The following is a 13,671-nucleotide window of genomic DNA, read 5'->3' as shown; positions in this document are numbered from 1 at the left end:
GTACGCCGAGAACGCGGCGGTGGTTCGGACCTGGAACGAACGGCGATCCAGGCGCGGAGCCGGATCCCCCTATTCGAATCCGGCTCCGACGCCGGAATGACAATCATTGCAATCGCTATGAATACTCACAAGCGGACCGCCGGACGGGAGGCTCGTGGCCAGCTGGCACCGAGCCTCCGGTCCGATGCCCCTGGAGCAGGCGTACGCTCGTCGAGGTGACCCGACCCGACATCCGAACGGTCGGCGAGCTCCGCACCTCTGGTCACGTCCAGAAGACGGTCCGCGCCGAGATCCGCGACAACCTGCTCAGTGCCCTCCGCGAGGGCCGCGATCCGTGGCCTGGCCTCCACGGCTTCGAGACCACCGTCATCCCCCAGCTCGAACGAGCCCTCATCGCCGGCCACGACGTCGTCCTGCTCGGCGAGCGCGGCCAGGGCAAGACGCGCCTCCTCCGAACCCTGCAGGGCCTCCTCGACGAGTGGACGCCGGTCATCGCCGGCTCCGAGCTCGGCGAGCACCCCTTCGAACCGATCACCGCCGCCAGCAGACGGCGCGCAGAAGACCTCGGCGACGCGATGCCCATCGACTGGTGGCACCGCGACGGCCGCTACGTCGAGAAGCTCGCGACGCCGGACACCTCCGTGGCCGACCTGATCGGCGACGTCGACCCGATGAAGGTCGCCGAGGGCCGCAGCCTCGGTGATCCCGAGACGATCCACTTCGGCCTCATCCCCCGGGCGCACCGCGGCATCGTCGCGATCAACGAGCTGCCCGACCTGGCCGAGCGCATCCAGGTCGCGATGCTCAACGTGATGGAGGAGCGCGACGTGCAGATCCGCGGCTACGTGCTGCGCCTGCCGCTCGACGTCCTCGTGATGGCGAGCGCGAACCCCGAGGACTACACGAACCGCGGGCGGATCATCACCCCGCTGAAGGACCGCTTCGGCGCCGAGATCCGCACGCACTACCCGATCGAGCTCGACGACGAGATCGCCGTCATCCGGCAGGAAGCCGAGCTGACCGCGGACGTCCCCGACGCCCTCATCGAGATCCTCGCCCGCTTCACCCGGGCGCTCCGCGAATCGAGCGCGGTGGACCAGCGGAGCGGGGTCAGTGCCCGGTTCTCGATCGCCGGCGCCGAGACGGTCTCCGCAGCAGCGGTGCACCGCGCGGCGCGTCAGGGCGAGACCGACCCCGTCGCCCGGCCGATCGACCTCGAGACCGCCGTGGACGTCCTCGGCGGCAAGATCGAGTTCGAATCCGGCGAGGAAGACCGGGCCGACGAGGTCCTCGAGCACCTGCTCAGGACCGCCACCGCCGAGACGGTGCGCTCCCGGCTCCGCGGCCTCGACCTCGGTCAGCTCGTGGAGGCGCTCGACGGCGGCACGATGGTGACCACCGGCGAGCAGGTCTCCGCGCGGGCCTTCCTCGAGGGGCTGCCGTCCCTCGGCGAGTCCGACCTGTACGACCAGATCTGCGAGCGACTCGGTGCCACGAACGACGGCGAACGGGCCGGCGCGATCGAGCTCGCGCTCGAGGGGCTGTTCCTCGCGCGGAAGATCAGCAAGGAGTCGGGCGGGGGCGAAGCAGCGTATGGGATGTGAACAGCATGGCTAGTCGGCAGAACCGCCGGCTGACCCGTGACGCCCGGTACGGCCGGTACGAGGGCGGCCCCGACCCCCTCGCCCCGCCCGCCGACCTGTCCGAGGCGCTCGACGCGATCGGCCAGGACGTCATGGCGGGCTACTCCCCCGAGCGCGCGATGCGGGAGTTCCTGCGTCGCGGCGGGCGGGACCAGCGCGGCCTCGACGACCTCGCTCGACGGGTCGCCGAGAAGCGCCGCGAACTCACCGCGAAGAACAACCTCGACGGCACGCTGAAGCAGGTCAAGCAGCTGCTCGACGAAGCGCTGCTCGCCGAGCGTGGCCAGCTGGCGCGCGACACCGAGATGGACGACGGCGACCGCGCCCTCGCCGAGATGCAGCTCGACAGCCTGCCGCCCTCGCCGGCGGCCGCGGTGTCCGAGCTCGGCAGCTACGACTGGAAGAGCCCCACGGCACGCCAGAAGTACGAGGAGATCAAGGACCTGCTCGGCCGCGAGATGCTCGACCAGCGCTTCGCGGGCATGAAGCAGGCGCTCGAGAACGCCAGCGACGAGGACCGCGCCGACGTCCAGGCGATGATGCAGGACCTCAACCAGCTGCTCGAGGACCACCGCGCCGGCACCGACTCGCAGGAGCAGTTCGACGAGTTCATGGCGAAGCACGGCGAGTACTTCCCGTCGAACCCGCAGAACGTCGACGAGCTGCTCGACGACCTCGCCGCTCGCTCCGCCGCAGCCCAGCGGATGCGGAACTCGATGACGCAGGAGCAGCGCGACGAGCTCGACGCCCTGGCGCAGCAGGCGTTCGGTTCCCCCGACCTGATGGGCGCACTGTCCCAACTCGACGGGAACCTGCGCGCGCTGCGCCCCGGCGAGGACTGGGGCGGATCGGAGCAGATGGAGGGCGAGCAGGCTCTCGGCCTCGGCGACGGCACCGGCGTGTTCCAGGACATCGCCGACCTGGACTCCCTTGCCGAGCAACTCGCGCAGTCGAGCCCCGGATCCGACCTCGACGACCTCGACCTGGAGTCCCTGGCACGCCAGCTCGGCTCCGAGGCCGCCGTCGACGCGCGCACGCTCCAGCAGCTCGAGAAGGCCCTGCGGAACTCCGGCACCATGCGCCGCGGTGCGGACGGCCAGTACAAACTCACCCCGAAGGCCATGCGCCAGCTCGGCAAGAGCCTGTTGAAGGACGTCGCGCAGAAGATGTCCGGTCGCCAGGGTGCACGCGATCTCCAACGGTCCGGAGCATCCGGCGAGCCGTCCGGCGCGACCCGGCAGTGGGCGTTCGGGGACACCGAGCCGTGGGACATCCCGCGGACGATCACGAACGCGGTCACCCGAACCGCCGCGTCCGGTCGGACCGGGTCCGGCGTCCGCCTGACGATCGAGGACGTCGAGGTGCAGGAGACCGAGGCGAGGACCCAGGCCTGCGTCGCGCTGCTCGTCGACACGTCGTTCTCGATGGCGATGGAGGACCGCTGGGTCCCGATGAAGCGCACCGCCCTGGCGCTGCACACGCTGATCTCCACACGGTTCCGCGGGGACGACCTGCAGCTGATCGCCTTCGGTCGCGAGGCCGAGGTGATGGACGTCGAACAGCTCGTCGGCCTCGACGCGATGTGGGACAAGGGCACGAACCTGCACCACGCCCTCCTGCTGGCGAACCGGCACTTCCGGAAGCACCCGACCGCGCAGCCCGTGCTGCTCATCGTCACCGATGGCGAGCCGACGTCGCACCTGGAGCCGAACGGGCAGGTGTACTTCAGCTACCCGCCCGATCCGATGACGATCGCGCTGAGCGTCCGCGAACTCGAGAACGCACACCGGCTCGGTGCGCAGACGACGTTCTTCCGCCTCGGCGACGACCCGGGGCTCGCCCGGTTCATCGACGGCATGGCCCGGCGGGTCGACGGGACGGTCACGGCGCCGGAGAACGACGACCTGGGTGTCGCGGTGGTCGGCTCGTACCTCGGCTCGCGGCGCGGCAGCGCGCTCTTCCGCGACGACGACTGGGGCGGGTTCGGCCGGTTCGGCTGACCGGACCACAGCACGGACGGGAGGTGGGCCCCGCCAGCCGGTTCCGATGCGACGCGCCAGCGGCGTAGCGGCCGTGCCTGGAGGGACGGAGCCAGCTGGCACCGAGCCTCCCCCCACCGGCACGGCCGGCCCGCCGCTGGCGCGTCGGTCCGGAACCGGCGGCGTGGGCCCAGTCCGTCTCGTGGTGCGTCTAGAACAACGGCCAGGGAACCGCCGGACCGTACCCGGCCGGTGGCGGGAAGCGGCCGACGGCCGCCAGGGCGGCGCACCGCGCCTCGAGGTTGTCGATCTCGTCGACCGTCAGGTGCTCCTCGAGCTGCGCGCCCAGGTCGCCGTGCAGCGCGGTCACCACGCGGTCGATCCCGGCGAGCTCGTCGTCGGTGAGCGGCTCGTCGATCCAGCCCCACAGCACCGTCCGGAGCTTGTGCTCGACGTGGAAGGTCAGGCCGTGGTCGACGCCGTGCCGGTGCCCGTCCGGCATCGCGAGCACGTGGCCACCCTTGCGGTCCGCGTTGTTCACCACGACGTCGAAGACGGCCATCCGGCGGAGCGCCGCGGAGTCCTCGTGCACGAGCGTGACCGGGTTGTCGTGCTCGTCGATCGCCTCGAGCACGGTCAGCATCGGCTGGTCGGGCTGCTCGGCCTCGTCCGTGGGGATGACGTCCACCGCGTCCTGCTCCGGGTCGATCTCCTGCCAGCGCTGGATCATCCCGCGGCCGAGCGGACCCTCACCGAGCCACGTCGGCGGGACGACGCGCCAGCCGAACGCCTCGGACACCAGGAACGCCGAGTACTCACGGCCGGCGAGGGTGCCGTCGGGGAAGTCCCACAGCGGCTTCTCGCCCGCGATCGGCTTGTACACGACCTGCTCGCCGTCGAGGTCCGCCAGGAAGGTGGCGTTCGACGCCTCGCGGATGCGTGCGGTGAGCTGCACGCCGCTCGGTTCGGCTTCGCTCATGCGTCGCCGGGGGGCCGTCCGGCGGCCACGACCTCGCGCGTGCGCTCCACGAACGCGCGCGCGGTGCCGACCGGGATCTTGACCTGGAGCAGCTCGCTCGGCTCGGGCATCTCCACGACCGCCTCGATCTCACCGTCCTCGTCGGACTCCTCGGACAGGATCTCCAGCTCGTCCTCGATCGGGTACGCCTCGATGACCACCTGGGCCGTTGCCGGGTCGAACCCCAGGCTGAGGGCACCCGCACGGAACTCGGGCTCCACCGGCTGGTCGAGCGGGTCGACGTCGTACAGCTCACGTGGGACCGACGGCGGGACGCTGAAACGGTTCTCCTCCACCGTGGCGACCTCGTCGAGGAGTTCGTCGAGCTTCTCCGCGAGGACCGCGGACTGCTCCTTCTCGAGCGCGACGCTCACCACCCGGCGGCCGTCGCGCGCCTGCAGGTAGAAGGTCCGCTCACCGGGGCGCCCGATGGTGCCGACGACGAGACGATCCGGCCAGTCGAAGCCGTGGACGATGGGGGGCATACCCGCATTGTAGGAGCGACCGGCTGCGTCCGTTCAGGGTCTGTCAGTACCCGTCTGGTCTGTTGCGTTGCCCGCACCGCCGCCGACTGCGGCGTCGCCGGTTGGCGCCTGCGCTTTCGCGAGCCACGACAGGTCGCCCGACTCGGTGTTCGTCGCCGCGACCTCCGGTCGGTGCTCGCCGTACCGCACCACCGACACCGACGCTGGGCCGACCGTGATCCGCTGGAAGAGGTCGAGGTGCATGCCCAACGCATCCGCCAGGATCGACTTGATGATGTCGCCGTGGCTCACCGCGACCCAGACCGCGTTCGGGCCGTGCGCCGCCTCGATCTCCCCGTCGAGCCGGCGGATCGCCGACACCGCCCGGGACTGCATGGTCTGCATCGACTCGCCGCCGGGGAACACCACGGCGCTCGGGTTCGCCTGCACCGTGCGCCAGAGTGGCTCCTTCGCGAGGTCGGCGAGCTTCCGGTTCTGCCACTCGCCGTAGTCGCACTCGGTGATGCCGCGCTCGATGCGCTGCTCGGGGTCGCCGTCCTGGAACGCCGTGATCGCCCGCGCCGTCTGCCGGCAGCGCTCCAGCGGGCTGGACACCACCGCTGCGAGGGGGACTGCGGCGATACGCTCAGCGGTCGTCGCCGCCTGGCGCTTGCCGACGCTGTCGAGTGCGATGCCGGCGGTGCGGCCGGCGAGGAGGCCGGTCGCGTTCGCGGTGGTGCGTCCGTGCCGGACGAGGAGGACGGTCGCCATGGGGTCGATCCTAGGCTGGGCCCGTGTCCGTCCCCGACCTCGCGCCCGCACTGGTTCCCGAACTGCTCGTCTCCGACCTCGATGCGAGCCTTGCGTTCTGGGTCGGCAGCTGCGGCTTCACCGTGTCGTACGACCGGCCGGACGAACGCTTCGCGTACATCGTGCTCGGTTCGGCGCACCTGATGCTCGAGCAGGCCGGGGTGGGGCGGAACTGGGTGACCGGGCCGCTGGAACAGCCCTTCGGCCGCGGGATCAACTTCCAGATCACGGTGCCTGACAGCGACGTGATCGCCTCGGAGTTGCGGGCGGCGGGCTTCGCCCTCTTCATGGAGCCGGAGATCAAGTGGTACCGGGTCGACGGGGCCGAGGAAGCCGGCGTCCGGCAGTTCCTGGTCACCGATCCGGACGGGTACCTCATCCGGTTTCAGTCGTCCGTCGGGCGACGCCCCGTCTGACCCGGGATGATGGTCGGGTGCTCGTCTCGATCGTCTACATGAGTCGCGCCGTCGAGGAGTTCGACGACGCGGCGATGACTGCGCTGCTCCGGGAGGCTCGGCTCCACAACGAGGCGCTCGGCGTCTCCGGGCTGCTCGTCGCGAAGGGTGGCCGCTTCATGCAGCTGCTCGAAGGCCCGGCGTGGAGCGTCGACGACCGGTTCTCGGTCATCGCGAAGGACCCGCGGCACCACGAGGTGACCTCGCTGATCCGGGAGGACATCGAGAGTCGTCGGTTCGACGGGTGGTCGATGGCCTACCGCGGACTCGACGACGACGACCTGGCTGCGGAAGCGGGGTTCAGCCCGTTCCTGAGCGGGACGACGGACTTCCCGCGGTCGTTCGACCGGACGAGCGCGGCGTGGCTCCTGAAGTGGTTCCGAGATCGCGAGCTGCACGACGTCTGAGCGGTCAGGCGAACGACTCGTCGACGAGGGCCAGCAGCCGCTTCCGGTGCGCCCGCTCCACTGATGCGAGGACGAGCACCTGCCACATCGTCGCCACCGCAGGGAGTAGGTCCTGCCGACCGGAGCGGACGTTCGCGACGAGCTGCACGCCGGTGAAGTACGGCACCACGGTCGCGCCGAGCTGTTCTGGCGAGAGCTCCTGCCCGATCTCGCCTGCCGCGACCCCGAGGCGGAAGACGTCGACGACCCCGGCGATCCACTGCTCGTAGAAGCTCGAGGTCGCACCGGCCAGGACACCGTGCTCCAGCGACAGCCGGATCCCCGCGCGGACGACCAGGTCGTGCATGAGCAGGCCGGCGATGGCCCGGGACGCCCGGACGAGTGATCCGACCGGCGACACGTCGGTGAAGTCCATCGCCGCGAAGGTCCGGGCGTTCTGCTCGTCGATGACGGCGCGGGCGATCGACAGCTTCGTCGGGAAGTGGTGGTGGATCGTGCCCTGACCGACTCCGGCCGCGCGAGCGATCCCGGCGATGCTGGCCGTCTCGTACCCGTCGCGATCGAACTCACCGGCGGCGGCTTCGACGATCAGCGCACGTCGCCCCTGGCCTGCCGCATCTCCCACCGGTCCACCGTACCGACCGGCGGGAGCGCTCCCGGCCGTCAGGCCTGGTCGGCGTGCAGGAACTCCGCGATGGCGGTCGCGCCGCTGTTGAAGCGGTAGGTGCTGCCCGCCGTGCCGCTCTTCTCGAGCACGTCCGCGATCACGTGCGCGACGTCCCCGCGGGAGACCTTCGCGCCCTCGCCGTCCCAGTCGATCGCGCCGGTCGGCTCGTCGTCCGTCAGGGTGCTCGGCGCGACGATGGTCCACTCGAGTCCGGAGTCACGGACCACCGCGTCGGCGATCATCTTGGACTGCGCGTACGCGAAGAAGTCGTTGTCCTGCGGCACACCGTGGTCGAGCACGGAGCCGGACCACGACACCATCACGTACCGCTCGACGCCCGCGCGCTTCGCGGCCTGCACGGACAGCACTGCCGCATCGCGGTCGATCGCCCAGGTCCGGTCGACCGATACCCCGCCGGCACCGGCGGACCACACCACGGCGTCCTGCCCGCGGACCAGGTCCTCGAAGCCCGAGAGCGTCAGCTCCTGGATGTCGGCGACCGCCGGTTCGCCACCGTGCGCGCGGATGTCGTCGGCCTGGTCAGGGTTCCGGATGACGGACGTGACGTGGTGGCCGCGTTCGCTGAGGATGCGCGTCGCGAGGAGTGCGACCTTGCCGTGGCCGCCGAAGATGATGATGTCGCTCATTGCAACGACGCTACGCGGACCGCCTCAGCGCGGGGTGACCGCGACACGGACGTGGATCGAGCGGAGGGTGTGGGATTCGAACCCACGAGACATCGCTGCCCACCTGTTTTCAAGACAGGCTCCATCGGCCACTCGGACAACCCTCCACGACGCGGCCACGTGGCGAGACGTGACCGCGTCCCGAGGAGTCTAGCCGAGCCTCCAGGCCGGGAGCTGGAACACGACGACCCCCGATCGGAGCGATCGGGGGTCGTCGTGTCGACGTCAGGCCGGGCCCGTCAGGTCAGGCCTGCGGACGGTCGTCCTGGCGCCGGCGCGCGCGCTGCGTGGCGAGGAGCAGGACGAGGCCGAGCAGCAGCACGACGATCGCTGCCGGGACACCGATCATGACGATGTTCGTGCCGGTGAACGCGAGCTCCTGCGGAGCCGCCTCGACGGTGAACTTCTTCGTGATCTCCTTCGAGAACACCCACACCGTCTTCTGCGGAGCTGCCGCGCGAGCCCGAGTGGTGGCGTCCGTGTCCTCGGCGACCGTGTACTGGCCCTTCGCCTTGGCGGTGAAGGTCAGCGAACCGGCCGCGACGTCGGCCTCCGAGACGGTGTAGCTGGTCTCGCAGGACTCGACCTGCCCGGGCTGGAGCGCCTCGATCTCGCAGGAGATCGACGATCCGACCTGCTGCTCGACCTCGGCGCGGTCGAGCGTCCGGTTGCCGGTGTTCGCGAACCGGAACGACCCGGTGACGACGTCGCCGGGACGGAGCACGTCCGCCGAGGTCGACCCGGTGTACTCGCCGCTGATGTCGATGCTGGCAGAGGACTCCAGCGACACGTCACGGTGATCACCCGAGGAGACCGAGTCACCCGTGGGCGTCGTGCCCGCGGTGGTCAGGTCGAACCCGACCGTCCCGCGGTCGATGTCCTGCTGCGTCAGGATATACGGCGCCAGCTCGGTGACGACGTCGGTTCCCGGGGCCAGGGTGCCCTCGCCGACCTGCTCGGGGTCGCCGTCCGACACGACGGACTCCAGGCCCTCGAGCGTGACGTTGCCCGCGTTCGAGACGGTCGCGGAGAGCACGACCTCGTCCCCGACGCGCGGAGCGGAACCGTGCTCGGTCTCGGCGAGGTGCGCCGAGAGCACGGACTGCAGCTGCGGTTCCTGCAGGAGCATCACGTCAGCGGACTCGTCCGCCGAGGGCGTCTGCCCCTTCGGTCCGGTCGCGGCAGCGGCGAGCGAGAAGCGCACCGTGCCGGCGTCGATGTCCGCCTGGGACAGCGTGTAGCCCGCGATGGCGAGCTTCGCCGTCGCGTCCGGAGCGATCGTCTCCGGCGCCTGGACCGTCAGGTCCTCGTGGCCCGGCAGGGCAACCTGCACGTCGGCGAGGGTGACGGTGCCGGTGTTGGCCAGCGTTCCCGTGAGCGTGACGGTGTCGCCCGCGTTCGGGGCGCCCTTCGCGTCGAGCTCGGCGCCAAAGCGCGCGCTCATCGTCGCCTGCTGCTCGAACTCGAGCTCGGACTTCGCGTCGTCCTGGACCTGCTGGTCCTTCGGACCCACCGCCGCGACCTGCATCGGGACGCTCAGCGTGCCCGCGTCGATGTCCCCCTGGGTCAGCGTGTAGTCCGACACCGACACGGCAGTGGACGCACCGGGAGCAAGACGCTCCTCGGCGACGGACACCCGAAGCCCATCGAACCCGGGGACGGCGGCGGTCACATCGTGCAGGGTGACGTTGCCGCTGTTCCGGATCGAGCCGGTGAAGGACACGGTGTCGCCGGCCTTGGGGGCCTTCTTGCCGTCCAGCTCGCTGCTGAACTTCGTCGATACGGCCGGAGCCTGCGCGATCGTCGCCTGCGTCGCCTTGGCAGACGCCGTCACCTCGACACCCTTGGGCGCCGTGCTCGTTGCAGTCGCGTCGAACGTGATCGAACCACGGTCCACGTCGGCCTGCGTCACCTTGTAGGAGCCCTCGACCGCGCACTCGACGGACTTGCCGGGCGCGATGTTCGCGGGGCAGGTGACGGTCATGCCACGCTCACCGTCGATGACGATCGTCGTGTCGCGGATCGTGACGTTGCCCGTGTTGGAAGCGATCACACCGAGCGAGACCTTGTCGCCGACGCCCGGGTCCGACGTGGTCTTCACGACCGGCGCCAGGGCGAGCCCCGCACCGGCAGCCTGCTCGAGATCCAGACTCGCGCCGGCCTCGCTGTTGGCGATCTGACCCTTCGGCCCGTGCGACTCACCACGCATGGTGAACGCGACGGAACCCTCGTCGATGTCGTCCTGCGTCAGCGGGTAGGCGGCGATCGTCACCGGCACAACCGCTCCCGGTGCGAGCGCACCGGACGGCACCTCGACGGCGATGTCGTCGCGGCCGAGCATCGACGCCGCGATGTCGGACAGGGTCACGGTACCGCTGTTCGACAGCGTGCCCGTGAGGGAGACGGTGTCACCGGCCTTCGGCGTGCGGTCGACGTCGAGGGACGCTCCGAACCGCGACGTGAGGGCACTGCGCTGCTCGATCTCGAGATCGGCCCGTGCGTCGTCCTCGACCTGCTGGTCCTTCGGACCGATCGCGGCGACGTCCATCGGGACGCGCAGTGCGCCCGCGTCGACGTCCGCCTGGGTCAGGGTGTAGTCCGACACTGACACAGCAGTCGACGCGCCAGGGGCGAGCTCGTCGTCGGCGACGGCGACGGTGAGGCCGTCGAAGCCCGGGACGGCAGCGGTCACACCGTGCAGCGTCACGTTGCCGCTGTTCCGGACGGACCCGGTGAAGGAGACCTTGTCCCCGGCCTTCGGGGCCTTGCCTGCGATCGCGCCGGAGAAGGTCGCGGACACCTCGGGGGTCTGTGCAACGGTCGCCTGCGTGGTCGTGGCCTTCGCCTCGACCTCGACACCCTTCGGAGCGGTGCTCGTCGCGGTGGCCGCGAACTCGACCGATCCGTGGTCCACGTCCGCCTGCGTCACGGTGTAGGAACCCTCGATGTCACAGTCGATCGACTTCCCCGGTGCGATGGTCGCAGGGCACGTGACGGTCATCCCGCGATCACCGTCGATGACGATGCTCGTGTCGCGGAGCGTGACGTTCCCGGTGTTCGAGGCGCGGACACTCAACGTGACCGTGTCGCCGGCGCCTGGGTCGCCGGTGGTCTTCACGACCGGTGCGAGGGAGAGCCCCGCGCCGGCGTTCTGCTCGCTGGTGCTCACCGTGGCGGAACCGGAGCCCGGAACGGGAACGCCCAGCCGGGAGAGCGCGGAGATCGTCACCGAGTCGTCGATGCTGCCGGCATCGACGTCGTCCTGGGTGACGTCACGGGCGGGCGTGGTGCACGACACCGTGGCGCCGGCCGCGATGTCGGTCGCAGCGCACGAGTCGGCCGACTCGCCGAGCGTCAGGTCGTGGACCGCGACGTTGCCGTCGTTCCGCACGTCGTAGCGGAACGCGATCTGCTCGCCGAGGTCCGCCACCGCGTCGCCGTTACCACCGGTGATGACCGGGGTGCCGGTCACGGTGAGTGCGTTGCGTTCCGGAGCGAACTCCACCGAGTCCGTTCCGGCGAGGTCGAGCCCCTTGTGCGACGTCACCAGGTCGGTGTCGACCGAGTACGTCCCGGGCGTCGTGGTCGTGACGTCCACGGAGATCGTGCAGTCCGCGGCGCCCTCGGCGAGGTCACCCTGCACGCTGACGGACGTCGCGCCCGCGGCTGCGGTCACGTCGGGCGACGCACACGTCGTCGACGTGTTCGGCGTCTGCGCGACGGAGAGCCCGTCGGGCAGGTCAGCGGCGAACGACCAACCAGGCTTCTGCCCGTGCTCGGTCGTGTTGATCACGCGGTACGTCAGGCGAGCGGTGTCGCCGACGATCGGCGTCCCGGAGAGCGACTGCGTCATGGTCGGCGTCGAGTCGACGATGGACACACGGTCCACGGCGCCGTCGTTCCCGGCGCCGGACGCCTGCTGGTTGCGCATGATCCAGCGCACGGTGTCGCCGTCGAAGAGCAGCCCGCCCTTCGAGACGAACTCGCCGCCCTTGACCGTCGTCCCGGACACCACGTACTCCTGGGAACCGCGGTCGGTGCAGGGGTCGATCGGGGTGTCCGCGATCTTGTGCTCTTGGTCGCCGTCGACGAGTGAGAAGTCGAGGAGCGGGTGGTTCGCGCTGCAGTTGACCGCGGCGCCGCTGACGCCGAACGACACGAAACGCCCGGTCTGTGGCAATTCGAACGGCTTCACCGACTCGAGCTGGATCTTGTTCGCGCCGGGGTCCCCACCCTGCGTGTAGGCGCTGACGATGTGGTTGGTCGCTGGGTTCGTGCCGGTGATCTGTCCGAGGGCGTTCGCGATCAACTTCAGGCCGGTGTTGCCCGCGGAGTCGCACGCAGCCAGTGAGGCGCTCGACTGACTCGTCACGATGCCGTTGCATCGTGCACCGTTGATCCACACCGGGTCACCCGTGTAGGTCTCACCGGCGGCACCGACGTACTCGCTGACGAGCTTGGCGGCGGTCCAGTTCCCGTTCTCAAAGTCCTCGACGAGGAGCAGCTCAGGGTCGCGTGCCGTGACGTCGGCCGACGCTGCGGAGGCGGGTCGAGCCTCCCGTCCGGAATCGGCAGTCGGCTGCGGCGCAGCCGACACCGCGACCGTGCCGAGCAGCGCGGTCGTCAGGCCGAGCGCGCCGCTCGCGAGGAGGATTCCCTTGCGCCGCGCGCCAGGGGGTGCCTTGTGTTTCATGTCGTCACTTTCGGAGTTCGATGCAGAGGTGGGAAGGGTGGATCGGCAGATCGGGAAGGTGCCGACCAGCCGTCAGCCAGTGGGCACCGCATCCGTCAGCTCGCACGCGAGCGGTTGCTCGGGAGCATCGAGGTGCCGTCACAGAATATCGTTGATATTTATATATTTCAAGTATCGCATGCGCGAGCCGGGAGGCTCGTGGTGCGCTGGTGGGGACCGCTGCGGTGATCAGTGGTCCCCACCAGGGCATGGCAGTGGGGAGCCCGCAGTGCGCGGACTCCCCACCTGGGGTCAGGCCTTGTCGGTGGCCTTGTCGGTGGCCTTGCGGCGCTTCGCGATGAAGAGCACCGCGCCGCCGAGCAGGACCAGCAGGCCCGCGATCGGTGCGACGACCGGGAGGACGTCCGAGCCCGTGAACGCGAGCTCGCCCTTCTGCCCGTCCGCGTTGCCAGCAGCCGCGCCCGACGCGTTCGAGGACGAATCCGCCGTCGCCGCCGAGGACGCAGCCGCACTCGCGTTGCCGTTCTTCGCAGCAGACGCCTGCGCGTGCGTCGAGGACGAGTTGTCCGCGTTCGCCGCAGCCTTCGCCGCGACACTCGCCGACGCGTTCTTGTCCGCAGCCACATTCTGGGTCGCGTTCGCCGAGGCGGTCGTGACCATGTTGCCCGCGGTCTTCGCAGCAGCCTTCGCCGTCACGTCCGTCGCAGCCGACGCCTGCGAGGTGGCGTCGTTGTTCGCAGCAGCCACCGCAGCAGCCTTCGCAGCCGGGTTGTTGTTCCCGTCCGCATCCACCGACGCACCCGCCGACGCCGAGGCGTTCGTGTTCGGGTTCGGGTTCGCGTTCGACGC

Annotated in this window: 11 protein-coding genes and 1 tRNA gene; 4 read left to right on the top strand and 8 right to left on the bottom strand. The window is 70.2% G+C overall.

The features are described from left to right. The first annotated feature begins 215 nt into the window (after positions 1-215). Together ACIPJ2_RS18480 and ACIPJ2_RS18475 are read left to right on the top strand one after the other, a co-directional pair. Positions 216-1,604, top strand: a complete 1,389-nt coding sequence (locus tag ACIPJ2_RS18480; RefSeq protein WP_402730068.1) for a sigma 54-interacting transcriptional regulator — start codon at positions 216-218, stop codon at positions 1,602-1,604. Between the two features lie 5 nt (positions 1,605-1,609). Next, positions 1,610-3,643: a VWA domain-containing protein gene (locus ACIPJ2_RS18475; RefSeq protein ID WP_402730067.1), complete on the top strand. Its 2,034-nt coding sequence runs from the start codon at positions 1,610-1,612 to the stop codon at positions 3,641-3,643. A 190-nt stretch (positions 3,644-3,833) separates the two neighbouring features. On the opposite strand, the gene ACIPJ2_RS18470 is transcribed toward ACIPJ2_RS18475, so the two are convergent. From ACIPJ2_RS18470 to ACIPJ2_RS18460, 3 genes are read right to left on the bottom strand one after another with little or no spacing between them, the layout of a single operon-like run. Then, positions 3,834-4,601: an SCO1664 family protein gene (locus tag ACIPJ2_RS18470; RefSeq protein WP_402730066.1), complete on the bottom strand. Its 768-nt coding sequence runs from the start codon at positions 4,599-4,601 to the stop codon at positions 3,834-3,836. Then, positions 4,598-5,125 carry a DUF3090 domain-containing protein gene (locus ACIPJ2_RS18465; RefSeq protein ID WP_402730065.1) on the bottom strand — a complete coding sequence of 176 codons (528 nt, stop codon included), beginning with the start codon at positions 5,123-5,125 and terminating at the stop codon, positions 4,598-4,600. The genes ACIPJ2_RS18470 and ACIPJ2_RS18465 overlap by 4 nt, the downstream gene beginning before the upstream one ends. A gap of 33 nt (positions 5,126-5,158) precedes the next feature. Next, positions 5,159-5,875, bottom strand: a complete 717-nt coding sequence (locus ACIPJ2_RS18460; protein ID WP_402730064.1) for a histidine phosphatase family protein — start codon at positions 5,873-5,875, stop codon at positions 5,159-5,161. Positions 5,876-5,898: 23 nt separating this feature from the next. On the opposite strand from ACIPJ2_RS18460, the gene ACIPJ2_RS18455 reads away from it, so the two are divergent. Further along, positions 5,899-6,330, top strand: coding sequence for a bleomycin resistance protein (locus ACIPJ2_RS18455; protein ID WP_402730063.1), 432 nt, complete (start codon positions 5,899-5,901; stop codon positions 6,328-6,330). A 17-nt stretch (positions 6,331-6,347) separates the two neighbouring features. Further along, the gene (locus ACIPJ2_RS18450; protein ID WP_281265512.1) at positions 6,348-6,776 is read left to right on the top strand and encodes a BLUF domain-containing protein; all 429 of its coding nucleotides are present in this window, start codon (positions 6,348-6,350) and stop codon (positions 6,774-6,776) included. Positions 6,777-6,780: 4 nt separating this feature from the next. Here the strand turns inward: ACIPJ2_RS18450 and ACIPJ2_RS18445 are convergent, their stop codons facing one another. The 5 genes from ACIPJ2_RS18445 to ACIPJ2_RS18425 all read right to left on the bottom strand — a co-directional run. Beyond that, on the bottom strand, positions 6,781-7,401 hold the full coding sequence (locus ACIPJ2_RS18445) for a TetR family transcriptional regulator (RefSeq protein ID WP_402730062.1): 621 nt from the start codon (positions 7,399-7,401) through the stop codon (positions 6,781-6,783). Positions 7,402-7,439: 38 nt separating this feature from the next. Next, a complete protein-coding gene (locus ACIPJ2_RS18440; RefSeq protein ID WP_402730061.1) occupies positions 7,440-8,090 on the bottom strand; it encodes an SDR family oxidoreductase in 651 nt (216 codons plus the stop codon). A gap of 61 nt (positions 8,091-8,151) precedes the next feature. Further along, positions 8,152-8,236, bottom strand: a tRNA-Ser gene (locus tag ACIPJ2_RS18435). A gap of 137 nt (positions 8,237-8,373) precedes the next feature. After that, positions 8,374-12,822 (bottom strand): hypothetical protein, encoded by a 4,449-nt coding sequence (locus tag ACIPJ2_RS18430; protein WP_402730060.1) that lies wholly within the window; start codon positions 12,820-12,822, stop codon positions 8,374-8,376. A 291-nt stretch (positions 12,823-13,113) separates the two neighbouring features. Next, positions 13,114-13,671, bottom strand: a 558-nt coding sequence (locus tag ACIPJ2_RS18425) for an LPXTG cell wall anchor domain-containing protein (protein ID WP_402730059.1), incomplete at its 5' end; no start/stop codon positions are given.

It is taken from the genome of Curtobacterium sp. NPDC090217 (genome assembly GCF_044746705.1).
Taxonomy (GTDB): Bacteria; Actinomycetota; Actinomycetes; order Actinomycetales; family Microbacteriaceae; genus Curtobacterium.
Note: the sequence above shows the minus strand (reverse complement) of the source record. Positions and strands in the feature narration are given on the sequence as shown.